Below are 16050 nucleotides of genomic sequence, written 5' to 3' on the forward strand. Positions count from 1 at the left end.
TCGCGCATGAGTGATAAAGCCGTACTGAGTTGCCGCAACCTGGGCAAGTCCTATGACGAGGGCCCGGAGTCGGTGCAGGTGCTGTCCGGGTTGAGCCTGGAGCTGCATCCGGGCGAGCGGGTGGCCATTGTCGGCAGTTCCGGCTCGGGCAAGAGCACGCTGCTCAACCTGCTCGGCGGGCTCGACACACCTTCCCAGGGCAGCGTTTGGCTGGCCGGCGAAGAGCTGTCGGCGTTGGGCGAGCGCGATCGCGGCCTGCTGCGCAACCGCGCGTTGGGCTTCGTGTACCAGTTTCATCACCTTCTGGCCGAATTCACCGCCCTGGAAAACGTCTGCATGCCGCTGCTGATCGGCCGCACGCCGATTCCCGAGGCCCGCCAGCGCGCCACCGCATTGCTCGAGCGCGTGGGCCTGGGGCATCGCCTGAATCACAAGCCTGCCGAGCTGTCCGGTGGCGAGCGCCAGCGTGTGGCGATTGCCCGTGCGCTGGTCAACCAGCCGGGTCTGGTGATGCTCGACGAGCCCACCGGCAACCTCGATCACCACACGGCCATGGGCATTCAGGAACTGATGCAAGAGCTGTCGACAGCGTCGCGCACAGCGTTCCTGGTGGTGACCCACGACCTCAGCCTGGCACGCAAGATGGACCGTGTGCTGAGCCTGGAAGACGGTCGCCTGGTCTCGATCTGACTGCACGGGGCTGCCTGCGCGGCCCCATCCTCTGTTCAACTGGATGTTCGCGTACATGTTCAGACCCTTGCCCTTGTTCATCGGTGCCCGCTACACCCGTGCCAAGCGCCGCAACCACTTCATCTCGTTCATTTCCATGACTTCGATGATCGGCCTGTCACTGGGTGTGCTGGCGATGATCGTGGTGCTGTCGGTCATGAACGGCTTCCAGCGGGAGATGAGTTCGCGCGTGTTGGGCCTGGTGCCGCACGCCAGCATTCTGGGCATTCAGCCGCTGGATGACTGGCGCAGCGTGGCCGCGGCCGCGCTGAAGAATCCAGCCGTGGTCGCCGCCGCGCCCTTGACCGAAATGGAGGGCATGCTTTCCTACAAGGGCGCCATGCAGCCGATCCAGGTCAGTGGCATCGACCCGGCCGAGGAGGGCCAGGTGTCCATCGTCGGCGAGCATATCGTCCAGGGCTCGCTGCAGGCGTTGCAGCCGGGCGATTATGGGGTAGTGCTCGGTGAGCTTACGGCGCGTCGCTTTCGCTTGAACACCGGCGACAAGGTCACGCTGATCGTTCCGGAGGTGAGCAGTGCGCCGGGCGGCATCACCCCGCGCATGCAGCGCCTGACCGTGGTCGGCATCTTCAAGGTCGGAGCTGAGCTGGACGGCTCGCAGGCCTATATCCACATTGCCGATGCCGGTCAGATGCAACGCTGGGCGCCCGACCAAGTGCAGGGCGTACGCCTGAAATTGCATGACTTGTACGCGGCGCCGCAGGTGTCCAAGGCGATCGCCACCCGCCTCGGCACGGCCTATCGTGCCGACGACTGGTCGCACACCCAGGGCAGCCTGTTCAGTGCGATGAAGATGGAGAAGACCATGATCGGCCTGTTGCTGCTGATGATCATCGCGGTGGCAGCCTTCAACATCATCGCCACGCTGGTGATGGTGGTGAACGACAAAGGCGCGGACATCGCCATCCTGCGCACCCTAGGCGCTACGCCGGCGCAGATCATGGGCACCTTCATGGTTCAGGGCAGCCTGATCGGCATCGTCGGCACCTTGATCGGCGGTGTGCTGGGCGTGATCGGCGCGCTCAACGTCAGCGCTATCGTCGGCTGGCTGGAACGTACCAGCGGGCAGCACATCTTCACCTCCGACCTGTACTTCATCAGCAGCCTGCCGTCGCAACTGCAGTGGGGCGATGTGGCGATCATCTGTAGCGCCGGGCTGGTGATGAGCTTCCTCGCCACCCTGTACCCCGCGTACCGGGCGTCGCAGATCGAGCCGGCGATGGCCCTGCGTTACGAGTGAGGCCTGCCCTGGGGCTACCTCAGCATGGCTGGGGCAGTTCGATCACGAAATGTGTCCAGCCTTGGCGGCAGTGCGCGCTTATCGAGCCGCCATGGGCCTGGACGATCGAGCGGGTGATCGCCAGTCCCAGTCCCGCGTGCTCGGTGCTGCCTTCATGGCGTGCCGGATCCTCTCGATAAAAGCGGTCGAACACGCGCGCCAGGGCGTGCTCGGCGATGGCCGGTCCGGTGTTGGCCACGTCCACGCGCAGGCCGGGTGACACGCTCACCTCGACCGTTCCGCCTGGCGGCGTGAAGCGCAGGGCATTTTCCAGCAGGTTCGACAGCGCCCGACGCAGCATGTGGCGATCGCCCTGCAGGTGCGCCTGGCCTTGGCGGCGCAGGGTGATGGCGGCGTCCTCGGCCAGTGCGGCGTAGTAGTCGAGCAGGGCATCGACCTCCGCTGCCAGGTCCAGCCGCTCTCGGTTAGGCATGAGCAAGCCATGGTCGGCCTTGGCCAGATACAGCATGTCGTTGACCATTTGCGCCATGTGCTGCAGCTCTTCGAGATTGTCGTGCAAGGCCTCACGGTACTCGTCCAGGCTGCGCGGTCGGGTGAGCGTGACCTGGGTGTGCGTGAGCAGATTCGACAGCGGCGTGCGCAGCTCATGGGCAATGTCGGCGGAGAAGGCCGAGAGGCGCACGAAGGCATCTTCCAGGCGTTGCAGCATAGCGTTGACGGTCTGGCCAAGCTCGGCCAGTTCCTCCGGCAGTTGCGCCACCGGCAGGCGAGTGGTCAGCGAGCGGGCGTTGACACTGGCCGCCACCGCTCCCATCTGGCGCAAGGGGCGTAGTCCCCGCCTGACCGCCCAGGCGCCGAGCAGGGCGGTGACCAGCGCGGACAGGCCCACTGTCAGCCAGATCAATTGCTGCATGCGCTCCAGAAAGTGCTGGTGATGGGTGATGTCCAGAAACAGCGTGACCTGCCCGCCTGTTACGCGCTCGGAAAGGCTGCGGTAGGCGATGCTGCCCCTGTGCAGGGTGGCCAAGCCCGGCTGGCGAGGCTCCTCGGGCAAGCCGGTGCGACTGTCGAACCACAGCGTGTCATCGTTGCCGCGGATGCGCAGGGCCAGGTCTGCCTGGTGGCTCAGTTCGCTGCGCAGCACTGGCACTTTGGCCTCCAGTGCGCGTGGGGAGTCGACATGGGCAAGGGCGGTACGCAGTTGCGAAAGGCGGGCGCTGAGCAGCTGCTGATCGAGCTCGACGAAGTGCCGTTCGCTGGCCTGGCTGAACAGCAGTCCAGCGGTCAGCGAAACGGCTGCAGTGCAGGCGGCGAACAGCAGGGCCAGGCGTCCTCCCAGTGACAGGCGCGGCATCAGTCGGCACGCTCTTCGAGCACGTAGCCCATGCCGCGTACGGTATGGATGAGCTTGCCGGGATGGCCTTCGTCGATTTTCAGGCGCAGACGCCGGATCGCGACTTCGATGACATTGGTGTCGCTGTCGAAATTCATATCCCACACCTGCGAGGCGATCAGCGATTTGGGCAGCACCTCGCCCTGGCGGCGTAGCAGCAGTTCGAGCAGGGCGAACTCCTTGGCGGTAAGGTCGATACGGCTACCGGCACGCTCGGCGCGGCGGCGCAGCAGGTCCAGGCGCAGGTCGGCGAGGATCAGGACATTGTCCTGGCTCGGGCTTGAGCCGCGTCGCAGCAGGCTGCGAACCCGAGCGAGCAGTTCGGAGAAGGCGAAGGGTTTGACCAGGTAGTCGTCGGCCCCCAATTCCAAGCCATGGACACGGTCGGCCACGGCATCGCGCGCGGTGAGGAACAGCACTGGCGTGTCCAGTCCGGCCTGGCGCACGGCCTGGAGGATCTGCCAGCCGTCGCGGCCGGGCAGCATCACGTCGAGGATCAGCAGGTCGTGATCGCCGGTGAGGGCAAGAAATTCTCCGGTTTCGCCATCGTCGGCCAATTCCGTGGCAAAGCCCGCTTCGCTCAGGCCCTGGCGCAGGTATTGGCCGGTGCGGGCCTGGTCTTCGACGATCAACAGTTTCATGGGGTGTCCACACACAAGAGCGTTGGCCTGCTCGCGCCGTGGGCGCGTTCGGCTGCCAAGGGAATTGACGACGATGATACGTGAGCCAACGTCAGCGTGCCCAAGCTGACAGCGTTGTAATCTGCCGGTCAGCCCGCCGCCAGCACGCTGACCGTAGAGTGGCGCCACTGTCCACCTACGCAAGGAGTCACCATGAAATCTCTGATCCTCAGTGCTGCCTTCGCCTTTGTCAGCCTGCCGGCGCTTGCGGACGGCGCCAAGTCGTTCGCCTTCGGCGAGCCTGCTCCAGCCAGCACAGCCACCCGTACCGTGCAGGTAGTGCTCAAGGATATCGCCTTTGAACCAGGCAAGTTGCAGGTCAAGGCGGGGGAGACGGTGCGCTTCGTGTTGATCAACGAAGGCAAGCTGGTTCACGAGTTCAACCTGGGCGATGCGGCCATGCACGCCGAGCATCAGAAGGAAATGGCCGCCATGGCCGGTATGGATCATGGACAGATGGGCCACGGTGCGCACGGCCATGACGCGGCCAATACCGTGCTGGTCCAGCCAGGGCAGCGTGCCGAGCTGACCTGGACCTTCCGCCAGTCGGCGCCCATCGAGTTTGCCTGCAACGTGCCAGGCCATTACCAGGCGGGCATGGTCGGTCAGTTGACCATCGAGTGACAGCGGCGCCCAAGGCGGGCGGCAAAACCGGTAGAATGGGCGCATTTCCGCGTTTTCAGGTCAGAGACATGCATCCCGCCGCCGAACACTCCCCGCTGGGCAAGTCCAGCGAATACATCGCCATCTACACGCCCTCGCTGCTGTTCCCGATCCCCCGAGCGGCCAAGTGGGCCGAACTGGGCGTCACTGCGCAAACGCTGCCGTGGCAGGGCGTGGACTACTGGAACTGCTTTGAGCTGTCCTGGCTGCTGCCTTCAGGCAAGCCAGTGGTGGCCATCGGCGAGTTCGCCATCCCGGCCGACTCGCCCAACATCATCGAATCCAAGTCGTTCAAGCTCTACCTCAACTCGTTGAACCAGACGGTGTTCGCCTCTCCCGAAGAACTGGTGGCGTGTCTTGAGCAAGACCTCTCTGCCGCCGCCGGTAAACCGGTGCGTGTGCGGGTGCGGAGCTTGGACGACGTGCAAAACGAGGGGGTCATGGCCCTGCCAGGGCAGTGCATCGATGCGCGGGATGTGACCATCAGCCACTATGGCGAACCACAGCCCGAGCTGCTGCGCTGTGATCCTGACCGCGTGGTCGAAGAAACCTTGCACAGTCATCTGCTCAAATCCAATTGTCCCGTGACGGGTCAGCCGGACTGGGGGAGCGTGGTGGTTGAGTACAAGGGCAGGGCGCTGGATCCTGCCAGCCTGCTGACCTACCTGGTGAGCTTCCGCCAGCATGCCGATTTCCACGAGCAGTGCGTGGAACGGATCTATCTGGATCTGCTGCGCCTGCTGCAGCCAGAGCACTTGACGGTGTATGCACGCTACGTGCGCCGGGGCGGGCTTGATATCAATCCTTATCGCAGCACCGCGCCGATCAGCCCGCGCAACGGCAGGCTGGTGCGCCAGTAAATTCATCTTCGGGGCCGCACCCGCAGCCCCAAGCGGCGTATCAGATACCCATGCTGTGCAGGCGAGTGATGATGTCGCGCAGCGTGGCAGTGAGATCGGGGTGATCGACTTCGAAGCGCTCTACGGCGAGATTCACGCCATCAACCAGATTGTTGTCTGGCGAGACTTCTTCGAGCTTGATCTGCGCTTCGATCTGTCGTGCTTCCTCGCGCAGGCCGGTGAGTTCCTCTTCCGACAGCGGTACGTTTCGATCCAGTTGCTCGCGCAGGCTGTTCAGGCGTTCTTGCAATTCGCGGGCGGGCATTGGCTGTTCTCCATCAATGACTTGGCAAGCCATGGACCTCGGCGCAGGCGCAAAGGTTCTGACCTGACTGCAAGCGTAATCCACTTGCTGACGCTTTGCATGATCGGCATCAAGCCGCGCTGTCAGGGTTTTTCACCCTTGCGTCGACGGTGGGCAATGTCTGCCAGGCAGGTGTCGAGCGCTTCGAGATGGTCGATCACCGAGTGCACGCCCAATCCGAACAGTTCAAGAGTGGACTTGCCGCGCGCCAGTTCCTGCTCCTGCACGCTCATGGCCTGCCACCGGTTCGAGGTGTGATCACACGATGGGCTGCAGGTGGCCAGGCCCACGGTCCATAGTCCTGCATTCAGGCCTGCCTGCAGCAGGCGCGGTTCGCCGCTCACCAGGACGCATCCGTCCAGGCGGGCACTGCTCAGTGACATCAACGCTTGCCAGCAGGCGTTCGGGGAAGGCCAAGGCGAGCCACTGGCGGCGTGACCGGGTAACCAACTCGGCAGCACAGCGGTCAGCGCAGTGCTGTGCTCGCTGTCCAGTTCATCGAGCCAGATGCAGGGCACCTGTTGCGCGTGCAGCGACGCCAGGGTGTCGAGAGCGCCGGGGGCGGGCAGGGGGCTACCCTTCGCAGCCTGGACCAGGCAGCCGCGCAGGCCGAACAGCACGGCAGTGGGGGCGGGGGCTTCGTGCATGGCAACATCCCTGAAATATCGCCCACGCTAGAGTCTCTATGTGACGGTGGTGTGACAGTCACATGAAGAGCGAGATGAACACTACGCGATCAAGCAAGATATGCCATGCTCGCCGCCAGCCAGATTGCCCGTATACTGGCGCCCTATCGCGCAGCGCCATCCGGTGCTTGCCGCCGTGAAACCCGATGGAGAAACAGCTATGCAGAGGATCGGTGCCGGTGTGATCGAGCGAATCACCCAGGCCTGTGTCTGTGCCAGCCTGCTGCTGGCGCCGATGGCCGCCACCCAGGCGGCCACCGAGGACGACCCATGGGAAGCGGTCAACCGACCGATCTTCCGCTTCAACGACGTGATCGATACTTACGCGCTGAGACCTTTGGCCAAAGGCTACGAGGCCGTGACCCCGCAGTTTCTCGAAGACGGCATTCACAACGTCTTCCGCAACCTGGGCGATGTCGGCAACCTGGTCAACAATGTGTTCCAGCTCAAGCCTCATGCTGCGGGTGTCGACACGGCGCGGCTGATCGTCAACACCACCTTCGGCCTGGGCGGTTTCTTCGATGTCGGCACCCGCATGGGTCTGCAGCGCAGCGATGAAGACTTCGGACAGACCCTCGGCTACTGGGGCGTGCCCAGCGGGCCCTATGTCGTCATCCCGCTGCTGGGGCCGAGCACCGTGCGCGATGGCTTGTCCAAGTACCCGGATTCCTTCACCGAACCCTACCGCTACATCGACCATGTGCCGACGCGCAACTCGATCTTCGCGCTCGATGTGGTCGATACCCGCGCCAGCCTGCTCCCGGCAGAGAAGCTGATACAAGGCGACAAGTACATCTTCATCCGCAACGCTTACCTGCAGAACAGGGAGTTCAAGGTCAAGGATGGCGAGGTCGAAGACGACTTCTGAGCCGTCCACAGAAAAGGCGATCTTCGGATCGCCTTTTTCGTCGGCGAATGTGGGCACGGCGCGCACTTCACAAGGTGACAACGCGGCATTCAAACGGCTTGGCTATATCCATTAGTGAGCCAAAACCTGGTCTCCAATAACCTCAGGTGATTAGGCCTGCGCACTCCATCCTCGCATGCTTGAAACGCCCAGCGGATGGGAGTACCGTCTGCGCCTTACAGGCACCTTTGCGCGTCGCCGGATAGCACTGCTGTCCACCTCGCGCGCAGCGGTCATCAGTATTCCAAGTAGTCGACCGTCGTCCTTGCCGATGTCCGCTACGCCAACCAATCGGCGCCGTTCGCCCACATGCAGAAAACCCGTGCAACGCTGCTGATAATCGATGACGACGACGTGGTCCGTGCAAGCCTCGCCGCGTATCTGGAAGACAGTGGCTTCAGCGTCCTTCAGGCCATCAATGGCCAACAGGGGCTTCAGGTCTTCGAAGAACACCAGCCTGAACTCGTTATCTGCGATCTGCGCATGCCTCAGATGGGCGGGCTCGAGTTGATCCGTCGCATCACCGAGCAGGCTCCGCAAGTGCCGGTGATCGTGGTGTCCGGTGCCGGGGTGATGAGCGATGCAGTCGAAGCCCTGCGCCTGGGCGCGGCCGACTATCTGATCAAGCCGCTGGAAGACCTCGCCGTACTCGAGCACTCGGTGCGCCGCGCGCTGGACCGCTCGCGGTTGATGCTGGAAAACGAGCGCTACCGCGAGAAGCTCGAAGCGGCCAATCGTGAGTTGGAAGCCAGTCTGCATCTGTTGCAGGAAGACCAGACCGCCGGGCGTCAGGTGCAGATGAACATGCTGCCGGAAAAGCCTTGGACGGCGGGCGACCTGTCGTTCGATCACCAGATCATTCCCTCGTTGTACCTGTCGGGCGATTTCACCGACTACTTCCGTGTCGATGAGCGTCGAGTAGCGTTCTACCTGGCGGACGTGTCCGGCCATGGCGCTTCGTCAGCGTTCGTCACCGTGCTGCTCAAGTTCATGACCACCCGTTTGCTGTTCGAATTCAAACGCAACGGCAAGATGCGCGACTTCAAGCCGTCCGAGGTGCTGGCGCACATCAACCGTGGGCTGATCAACTGCAAGCTGGGCAAGCATGTGACCATGGTCGGCGGAGTGATCGACGAGGACACCGGACTGATGACCTACAGCGTAGGCGGCCATCTGCCGTTGCCCGTGTTGTATACCCCAGGCCAGGCGCGCTACCTCGAGGGGCGTGGCTTGCCGGTAGGGCTGTTCGACGAAGCCACCTATCAGGACCAGGTGCTGGAATTGCCGCCGCGCTTCAGCCTTACGCTGATGTCCGATGGCATCCTGGACCTTTTGCCTGGGGCCACACTCAAAGACAAAGAGGCAAACTTGCCGGAGATTGTCAAAGACGCGCAGGGCAGTCTGGACGGACTGCGCAGTCGATTCGGATTAGCTACGCTTGGGGAGATGCCGGATGATATCGCCCTATTGGTGTTGAGCAGGAACCTTCCATGAGTACCGGTAGAATCCAGTTCGCCGAGCAGAACGGTACCTTCGTACTGAAATTCGTCGGTGAAGTGCGCCTGACCTTGTGTTCAGCCCTGGATGCGACGATCGAAAAGATCTTCACAGCGCTGAATTTCTCGGCCATCGTCATCGACCTGACCGAGACCGAGAGCATCGACAGCACCACCTTGGGTCTGTTGGCCAAGCTGTCGATTCTTTCGCGTCAGAAGGTCGGCCTGCTGCCCACCGTGGTCACCACTAACCCGGATATTTCCCGGCTGCTGCAGTCGATGGGCTTCGATCAGGTGTTCAATATCGTCGATCGGCCCCTGCCGTGCCCAGACTGCCTGAGCGATCTACCTTCCCAGGACGAGAACGAGGAAGTCGTGCGTGCCAAGGTCCTGGAGGCGCACAAGATCCTGATGGGCTTGAACGACTCCAACCGCGAAGCGTTTCGTGATTTGGTGAGTGCGCTGGAGCGGTCCTGACCTGACCGCGTCAGTGCTCGTGCCTGTGCGTTCTGATGAACTCGGTCGCCTCGCTTGCATCGGCGTTCAATTGAAGCACCCGTACCGGGCGGCCTTCATCATCGAAGAACACCTGTCCTAACCCCGAACCGTTCCACAAGCGCTCTCCCGCCTTGCTGCGGCTTGGTAGACGTGGCACCACTTCCATCGCGCGGCGCTGGGTGAAACCGTTGAGCGGTGAGCGCGGGGCATACAGCCAGCGATTGAGCCGATCCAGCACGTCCAGAAGCCTGCGTGGAAAGGTGTTCTTGATGCCGCTGCTGGTCACTTGCCAGAGGTGCGGGCTGCGCTGGCGATGTCGGATCAGTACTTCGTACACGAAGGAATAATGCACATCGCCGGAGAGAATCACGTAATGGCCGGGTGTGCGCGAGTGCCTGAAGATGTTCAGGATCACCTGCGCGGCACCGCGGTGCGCCATCCAGTTCTCGGCGTCGACCAGCAGCGGATAGCCCAGCGTGCTGAATACCCGCTGTACCGTCTCGATCAGCTTGACGCCGAAGATCGGCGCGGGTGACACGATGATTGCCGACGGATGATCGAGCAGGGTTTGCTGCAATTCGCACAGGGCTTCCCAATCGAGCAGGCCCGAGGGCTTCTTCAGGTCGCGCTCGCTGCGCCAGCGTCGGGTACGGGTGTCCAGAACGCGCAGAGGTGGGTCGCAGGGCAAGTCGTAATGCCAGGACTGAAAGCGCAGCAGAGCGTCTATCAAAGTGTCTTGCAGCGAGGCGATGAGCTGTCGCTGCCCAGTGTCCTCGGTCAATCGCTGCAAAGTCTGGATCAGAGGTGAGCAGGCCGTTGGATCGTTTCCCCAGCCTTGGCACACAAGGTATCCGATGAGGGCATTGCCGATGATCCGCCGGGAAAAAGGATGACCATAGGCGGTCTGCTCCCATTGCGCCGACAGGTTCCAGTCATCGGTGATGTCATGGTCATCGAAGATCATCAGGCACGGCAGATGCGCCATCACCCGTGCCACGTGGTCAAGTCCGTCGCGGAAGTCTTCGATCAGGGGTTGTTCAGCTTGATAGCGCTGCCGATCTTCAGCCGACAGGCCTTCTGGCATCACGAGCGAGATCAGCGTCCAAGGCGTCGGCGACCACACCAAGAGATACATGGCCATGACTTCGGCCCACGTCACCAGGTGGTTGTCGGCATTGCTCGAGGAAAAGATCGGCTTGCGCTTGCCGCGGAAGAAGCGGCGCCGCAGCGGCTCGTTGCCCTCGTGTGACGGCAGCAGGTCGGCGCGGTGGTAGTAGCCTGCCGGGTGGCGATACAGAGCCTCGCCGCTGTTGACCAGCGCGCCGTCGAGGGCTTCGTCGAACAGGCCTAAGCACTCGACCAGCCCGTGGATGGCCTTGAGGGTAGGGCCGGCTACGTCGTCGGCATAGACTTGATCGCCCGTCATCAGCAGCAGGGCAGGGCGCTGCTGCGGTGCCAGGCTCTCCAATAGCAAGCGATCGGCGCACAGCAGGCCGTCGGGCGCAGAATGATGGGGCTTGCGACAGGAGCCGTGGAGCACGTTGTCCACGCGTCTGCGCAGCACGAAATTGGGCAGATGCCTGCCAGGATAAAGCAGGTGAGGCGCCCAATCGGCGATACCCAGGCCGTTGTCCAGACGCAGGTCGTACTCCAGTTCGACGTCTTCGGGCAGTGGCGCGTCGAATTGCACCTCAAGCAGGTGAACGAACGCATGGCGCCCCATCGCGACCCGTTGGCACTGCTGTAGGGGGTCGATTGGTAGGCCTGGCAGTACGAATTGCGGATTCAGTGGGCGCGAGCCGACCAACCAGATAGCCAGGCGTTGCGACTCCAAGCGTCGAAGCACAGGGCCAGCGAGGACAGCGGGCAGTGAAGAATTCATCGAGACCATCAAATCAAAACGGGCGGAAAATACTGAGTATTTCCCGCCCGTTGCACAATCACCAGATGTATCAGGCTTTTTCCGCCATGACCTTCTCGAGCTTTTCCTGATCGCGTGCGAACTGACGGATGCCTTCGGCCAGTTTTTCGGTAGCCATGGCATCTTCGTTCATCGCCCAGCGGAACTGGCCTTCGTCCAGTACCTGCTTGGCTTCGCCGGCAGACCCCGGCTTGAGGATGCGCGGCAGTTCGCCCTGGTCGTCGCTCAGTTGCTGCAGCAGTTCCGGACTGATGGTGAGTCGGTCGCAACCAGCCAGTTGCTCGATCTGCCCAACGTTGCGGAAGCTGGCGCCCATGACCACGGTATCGTAACCGTTGGTCTTGTAGTAGTCGTAGATGCGCGTGACCGATTGCACGCCTGGGTCCTCGGCACCGGTGTATTCCTTGCCGGTGCTCTTCTTGTACCAGTCGTAGATGCGGCCCACGAACGGCGAGATCAGGAACACTCCGGCATCGGCGCAGGCCTGGGCCTGGGCGAAGGAGAACAGCAGGGTGAGGTTGGTCTGGATGCCTTCTTTTTCCAGCTTCTCGGCAGCGCGGATGCCTTCCCAGGTAGACGCCAGCTTGATCAGCACGCGATCGCGCTTGATGCCAGCCGCTTCGTACAACGCGATCAGTTGACGCGCCTTATTCAGCAGCGCCGGCTCGTCGAACGACAGGCGCGCGTCGACCTCGGTGGAAATGCGACCCGGAATGACCTTGAGAATGCCTGCACCGACCGCGACCGAAAACTTGTCGCACGCCAGTTGCACATCACCCTTGGCATCGCTGCGCACCTGCTTGAGCAGGTCGGCATAACCTTCGATGGCGGCGGCCTTGAGCAGCAGCGACGGGTTGGTGGTGGCATCAACCGGCTTGAGGCGAGTGATGGCCTCCAGGTCTCCGGTGTCGGCGACGACGGTGGTGAACTGCTTGAGTTGTTCCAGCTTGGAAGTCATGGGCGTGCTCTGTCCTGTGAGTGTCTCGACATTACCCCAGCCCTGACAGCCGCTCAAGGCCGAACACGAGGGTTGTCCGAGGCGCGAGGGGCGCAGGGCGAATCCCTGTTCGAGTGCGCTCCGTGCCCAGGGTTCCCCTTACCGGCCCTGCAGCAACTGAGCCGCCTGTTCCACGACTTGCAAGGGCGCTGCGGCCTTGTGGATGTCCGCCGACAACAACTGACGGAAGCGCCGCGCCCCTGGGAAGCCTTGGCCGAGGCCAAGGATGTGTCGAGTGATGTGATGGACGGCCCCGCCGGACTCGACATGCGCTATCAGATACGGCATCAATCGCTCCATCACCTCGCTGCGGCTCACCACAGGTTCCTGGCTGCTGAACAACTGCTGATCCACCTCGGCCAGCAGATAAGGATTGTGATACGCCTCGCGTCCTAGCATCACGCCATCGAAGGTCTGAAGGTGCTCGTGGCATTCCTCCAGGGTTTTGATTCCGCCGTTGAGTATCAGCTCAAGGTCGGGAAAGTCCCGCTTGAGCTGCGCGGCCACATCGTAGCGCAGCGGTGGAACCTCACGGTTCTCCTTGGGCGATAGGCCCTCGAGGATGGCGATGCGTGCATGCACGGTAAAACTCTTGCAACCGGCATCGCGGACCTGGCCGACGAAGTCGCACAGCTCGGCGTAGCTGTCGCGGCCATTGATGCCGATGCGGTGCTTGACCGTCACCGGAATCTGCACCGTGTCGATCATCGCTTTCACGCACTCGGCTACCAGCGCGGGGTGGCCCATCAAGCACGCGCCGATCATGTTGTTCTGCACCCGATCACTGGGGCAGCCGACGTTGAGGTTGACCTCGTCGTAGCCGGCCTCTTGCGCCAGGCGCGCACAGGCTGCCAGTTCGGCAGGGTTGCTGCCGCCCAGTTGCAGGGCCAGCGGGTGCTCCGAGACGTCGTGGCGCAGGAAACGGGCGGCGTCGTTGTGCAGCAGGGCGCCGGTGGTGACCATTTCGGTGTAGAGCAGGGCGTGGCGCGAGAGTAGGCGCAGGAAATATCGGCAGTGGCGGTCGGTCCAGTCCATCATGGGTGCCACGGAGAACCTTCTAGATGGCTCAGCGCGCGTAATTACTGGCTTGGATGGCTCTATCATGCGGTCTCCGGAGGTGCGTGTTTCCAGTGCGTTTTAGCGGGTTTGCAGGGGTTCTAAGCGCAGGCGGCACGGCCTACCGCTTGCCAACGGGCTTATCCCCCCCCGCGACAAAGGCTATGTCGCCTTGGCAATGATCAAAGGGCACAGACGTACTGACGGCACATGGAGTGATATCGGCCCAGGATGAATCGAAAAAAGGGCGCAAGTTTACACGCAGACGTAAACCTTCGCCCGCAAGAATACCTTGGATGTCTGAACCTGATGGCGGGAGACAGGCACACCGCTAGCCGGATGCATTTGAGCGCTCCAAAAAGTCTCCTTCGCTAGCAATGTCCCCCGCGACCTTAGCCTATGCCAGAGGGGGCGATCAGCTACCCCAGCAGGGCTCGTTCCTCACCTGCCAGTACGACGCCTTTTCCATGGAACCGGCTGAGCTCGCCAACCACTCACACTCAGCCCACTGCATGATTCATGCGAATCATTCTCCTGTCCGATTCACGCTCAAGTACGTGCTAGGGCAGCACGAAGGAAGAGTCGCTGGCATAACTAATACGCGCTCTGACACCCCTGGCAATGGCTATTCAACAATGAGGCCTATCTGATGGATATCAACGGATCTCACGTCGCACATCTTCACACCCCTGATAGGGCACATGCAGAAACCGCCCAGCATGCTGTGCAGGCCCAAGGCGTCGGCGCCATAACCGACCCTGCAGAGCGCACCGCTGTACGCGACTACATGCGAGATCGCTTTGCGCAGTATCGTCTGCCCGTGTCGCCCCAGGCGACCCCCGCTGAGGCTGATTTGGCACGAGCACAGCACGAGATGCTGGATTCGATCGCGGACAGTCGAAGCGAGCGGCTTTTGCAAGAAGGCGAGAACCTCGCGGCAATCCGCAGCACGATGGAAAATGCTGGCCGGCTCGATCGTTATGCGACTCACGGAACCGCCCTGGTGGGCGGTCTTCCCTTTACCGGCGTCGTGGCCGCCCAGTTTGCCAAGCCCGAGATTGTCAGCGATGTAACCAAGTTCGTGTTCGGCGAAATCGACAATGGACTGCTCAAAGCCACGGCCGAGGGCGGGGTAGGGGGCATGGAGGCCCACTTTCCGGATGAGTTCTTCCAGCGCCTGTTCGCGGAAGCGAAAGCGGACGCCTTCTTTCTCAAAGCACCCGCAGACAAACTTCACCCTGACGTGGCCAGGGGACTGGAAGCCAAGCAGCAGGGGGCTATTCGCGAAGCGCTTGAGGATGCCAAGCAGATTCAAACCTACCTGGTCGGTGCGGTCATTACCGGGACCGTAGCGGCGTCGTTGAGGTTATCCGGTCGGCCCGAGGCTGCAGATCTGTTCAATAAAATCGCGGTACCGCTGCGTAACTATGCATCTGGACTCGCCACGGCCAACCTCAAGCATAACGCTCAGACCGCTCGGCAAGAGCGGGGTGAAGCATTGTTGTTCGGCTTGCGTGATGCGGGAACTTCACTCGACACGGCCGATCAGGCCAGTGTGCGTCGCACGCTGGAGGGTGAACAAGACTGGTTCTCTGTCTACAAGGCTGCAAAGCAAGGCAGTGTGTTGTCGGCCATTGGGCACGGAGGGCAGCGACTGGGCAATATGCTCCTTGGCGTGCCCGCCAATGCGCTTGACGCTGCGGGCAAAGCGCTCATCAGCGCCAATAGCTTTGGCGCCGGATACTTTGGCTTGGGCGCGACGTTCGCAGGTCGCGCAGCGGCCGAGCACATGGGCGCCAACGCGGTTTCCGGTCCTGCTGCACAGACCGTTGTGCGGACCTCCATCAATACGCTTGGAACCGGCGCTGCGTTCGGTATCTGGGCGTTCGTTGCATCGATGACGAGCACACTCTCTGACAAGGGCAAGGCTTGGCTTAACGATGACAACCACGCCAAACCGAAAGAAGCGCTGCGTTCTGCTCCCCGCGCCCTGGGTAACGCCGCGTTGACTGGCGCGCAATTCGGATATGACGTGGGGCGTGCGGGAGGGCATCTGGGCGCGCAAGTCGCCCGTCGCGGTTTGGAGACCGGAACGCAAGTGAGTCGTAGTGTGGTGGAAACAGGGCAACGCGCCTTGGCGGCTACCGGCAGAATGACCGATGAGCTAGCTGCCAGTGCCAGCACTCTCACTCGAAGGATCCGTAGCCATCGACCCACCGACGATCTGGAGTCTCAGGTGCGCAACGCCGATACCCAGGCCGAGACTCATGAAATGCAGACGCCCGGCAATGCCAACCGCGGCGGCGCCGGTACGGCTTAACTGCACTGTCGTTCCCGCGGCGGTGGCGCCTCTCGGCTCGGCGTCGCGGGGGCGACTGCGATAGTGACTAGATTGGATAGACGTTCAGGGGAGCAGGTTATCCTGAGTCTCCAACTTCACGCGGGTGTGATCATGGGCCTGACTGTTCCCACGTAAGCGGACGAATTGCAATTGCCGTCCGCGCGGATCTATTCATACCTGCCTGAGAAGTGGGGTCGCGTTCGCAAGTCCAACGTCTTT

The 16050-nt window shown here is 62.2% G+C and carries 15 protein-coding genes; 8 read left to right on the forward strand and 7 right to left on the reverse strand.

From position 1 onward, the window contains the following. The first annotated feature begins 6 nt into the window (after positions 1–6). The gene (gene lolD / locus ACK2SD_RS09385; RefSeq protein ID WP_205419285.1) at positions 7–690 is read left to right on the forward strand and encodes a lipoprotein-releasing ABC transporter ATP-binding protein LolD; all 684 of its coding nucleotides are present in this window, start codon (positions 7–9) and stop codon (positions 688–690) included. 55 nt (positions 691–745) lie between these two features. Further along, on the forward strand, positions 746–1990 hold the full coding sequence (locus ACK2SD_RS09390) for a lipoprotein-releasing ABC transporter permease subunit (RefSeq protein WP_412461952.1): 1245 nt from the start codon (positions 746–748) through the stop codon (positions 1988–1990). 19 nt (positions 1991–2009) lie between these two features. On the opposite strand, the gene ACK2SD_RS09395 is transcribed toward ACK2SD_RS09390, so the two are convergent. Further along, positions 2010–3347, reverse strand: a complete 1338-nt coding sequence (locus ACK2SD_RS09395; RefSeq protein ID WP_412462293.1) for a heavy metal sensor histidine kinase — start codon at positions 3345–3347, stop codon at positions 2010–2012. Then, the gene (locus ACK2SD_RS09400; protein WP_029613018.1) at positions 3344–4024 is read right to left on the reverse strand and encodes a heavy metal response regulator transcription factor; all 681 of its coding nucleotides are present in this window, start codon (positions 4022–4024) and stop codon (positions 3344–3346) included. Before ACK2SD_RS09400 ends, ACK2SD_RS09395 begins: the two co-directional genes overlap by 4 nt. A 192-nt stretch (positions 4025–4216) precedes the next feature. Here ACK2SD_RS09400 and ACK2SD_RS09405 point away from each other — a divergent pair, with 192 nt between their 5' ends. Beyond that, a complete protein-coding gene (locus tag ACK2SD_RS09405; protein ID WP_412461953.1) occupies positions 4217–4687 on the forward strand; it encodes a plastocyanin/azurin family copper-binding protein in 471 nt (156 codons plus the stop codon). 68 nt (positions 4688–4755) lie between these two features. Next, positions 4756–5586, forward strand: a complete 831-nt coding sequence (gene queF, locus ACK2SD_RS09410) for an NADPH-dependent 7-cyano-7-deazaguanine reductase QueF (protein ID WP_412461954.1) — start codon at positions 4756–4758, stop codon at positions 5584–5586. Between the two features lie 40 nt (positions 5587–5626). Here the strand turns inward: queF and ACK2SD_RS09415 are convergent, their stop codons facing one another. Together ACK2SD_RS09415 and ACK2SD_RS09420 are read right to left on the reverse strand one after the other, a co-directional pair. Then, the gene (locus tag ACK2SD_RS09415; RefSeq protein ID WP_029613015.1) at positions 5627–5890 is read right to left on the reverse strand and encodes a DUF4404 family protein; all 264 of its coding nucleotides are present in this window, start codon (positions 5888–5890) and stop codon (positions 5627–5629) included. 122 nt (positions 5891–6012) lie between these two features. Further along, positions 6013–6576 carry a phosphonoacetaldehyde phosphonohydrolase-related protein gene (locus ACK2SD_RS09420; protein ID WP_295482129.1) on the reverse strand — a complete coding sequence of 188 codons (564 nt, stop codon included), beginning with the start codon at positions 6574–6576 and terminating at the stop codon, positions 6013–6015. A gap of 199 nt (positions 6577–6775) precedes the next feature. On the opposite strand from ACK2SD_RS09420, the gene ACK2SD_RS09425 reads away from it, so the two are divergent. From ACK2SD_RS09425 to rssC, 3 genes are all read left to right on the forward strand, one after another. Continuing rightward, positions 6776–7483, forward strand: a complete 708-nt coding sequence (locus ACK2SD_RS09425; protein WP_039578752.1) for a VacJ family lipoprotein — start codon at positions 6776–6778, stop codon at positions 7481–7483. A gap of 348 nt (positions 7484–7831) precedes the next feature. After that, positions 7832–9016 carry a two-component system response regulator RssB gene (rssB, locus tag ACK2SD_RS09430; protein WP_412461955.1) on the forward strand — a complete coding sequence of 395 codons (1185 nt, stop codon included), beginning with the start codon at positions 7832–7834 and terminating at the stop codon, positions 9014–9016. Continuing rightward, complete coding sequence (rssC, locus tag ACK2SD_RS09435) at positions 9013–9495, forward strand: anti-sigma factor antagonist RssC (protein WP_029613011.1); 483 nt, start codon at positions 9013–9015, stop codon at positions 9493–9495. Before rssB ends, rssC begins: the two co-directional genes overlap by 4 nt. Positions 9496–9505: 10 nt before the next feature. Here rssC and ACK2SD_RS09440 read toward each other — a convergent pair whose 3' ends face one another. From ACK2SD_RS09440 to dusA, 3 genes are all read right to left on the reverse strand, one after another. Continuing rightward, positions 9506–11398 (reverse strand): alkaline phosphatase family protein, encoded by a 1893-nt coding sequence (locus ACK2SD_RS09440; RefSeq protein WP_412461956.1) that lies wholly within the window; start codon positions 11396–11398, stop codon positions 9506–9508. Between the two features lie 70 nt (positions 11399–11468). Then, positions 11469–12395: a transaldolase gene (tal, locus tag ACK2SD_RS09445; RefSeq protein WP_029613010.1), complete on the reverse strand. Its 927-nt coding sequence runs from the start codon at positions 12393–12395 to the stop codon at positions 11469–11471. Positions 12396–12533: 138 nt separating this feature from the next. Beyond that, a complete protein-coding gene (dusA, locus tag ACK2SD_RS09450; RefSeq protein ID WP_412461957.1) occupies positions 12534–13538 on the reverse strand; it encodes a tRNA dihydrouridine(20/20a) synthase DusA in 1005 nt (334 codons plus the stop codon). 601 nt (positions 13539–14139) lie between these two features. On the opposite strand from dusA, the gene ACK2SD_RS09455 reads away from it, so the two are divergent. Next, positions 14140–15810 carry a hypothetical protein gene (locus ACK2SD_RS09455; protein WP_412461958.1) on the forward strand — a complete coding sequence of 557 codons (1671 nt, stop codon included), beginning with the start codon at positions 14140–14142 and terminating at the stop codon, positions 15808–15810. The last annotated feature ends 240 nt before the right edge of the window (positions 15811–16050 follow it).

The organism is Pseudomonas sp. SC11 (genome assembly GCF_047039205.1).
GTDB lineage: Bacteria > Pseudomonadota > Gammaproteobacteria > Pseudomonadales > Pseudomonadaceae > Aquipseudomonas > Aquipseudomonas boreofloridensis.